This window comes from Rhodobacter sp. P2_H5 (assembly GCF_056403335.1).
Window position 1 is genome coordinate 1 of record NZ_JBFUFS010000148.1, and the last position, 550, is coordinate 550.

A 550-nucleotide genomic window follows, 5' to 3' on the forward strand; every position below is an offset into this window, starting at 1 on the left:
CATTTCCTTGGCTCACGGCCCAGGCCACTTGATCCGGGTCGTCGCCGTCGATGAAAAGGATCGTCTTGTCAAACCCCGACCAGGCCAATGGGTTCACCACCGTGCCTGCCGCCGCAAAGACCACGCCGTTCTGATCGGCCAGATCGTGGTCAACCCGGATCGACAGATCGAGGCTGAAACTGCGGTTTTCGGTTGCCCTCGGCAAGGCCAGACCTTTGGGGCGGTTGGCATAGGTCTGCGCCTTACCCTGCATCTCGGCGGTCAATCGCTCCATCCCGCCATCGGCAATCATGGCGCTGATCTTCGCCTTGATCAGGGCCAGAAGATCGGGTTCGGCAATCGGGAAGACCTCGCCGAAGTTGCCGAGATCACGTGCGGACGACGGGGCCGCAGTACCAAGTCCGATGGCAAGGCTCAGCGTCACGACTCTTGCCCAAGCCATGCTGCCACCTCCTGCCAAGAGGGAAATCCCGGGAAAGGCAGACCCACGGCCTCGACATCGGCCATAGGGACGAAACCGAAAGTCTGGTAACGGCTGTCGAGTGAATTC

General features: G+C 60.9%; 1 protein-coding gene. It reads right to left on the bottom strand.

Annotated features, from left to right (window positions below; all coding sequences use genetic code 11):
• Positions 1–442, bottom strand: a 442-nt coding sequence (locus AC1DVR_RS24025) for a hypothetical protein (RefSeq protein WP_478003129.1), incomplete at its 3' end; no start/stop codon positions are given.
• Between the last annotated feature and the right edge of the window lie 108 nt (positions 443–550).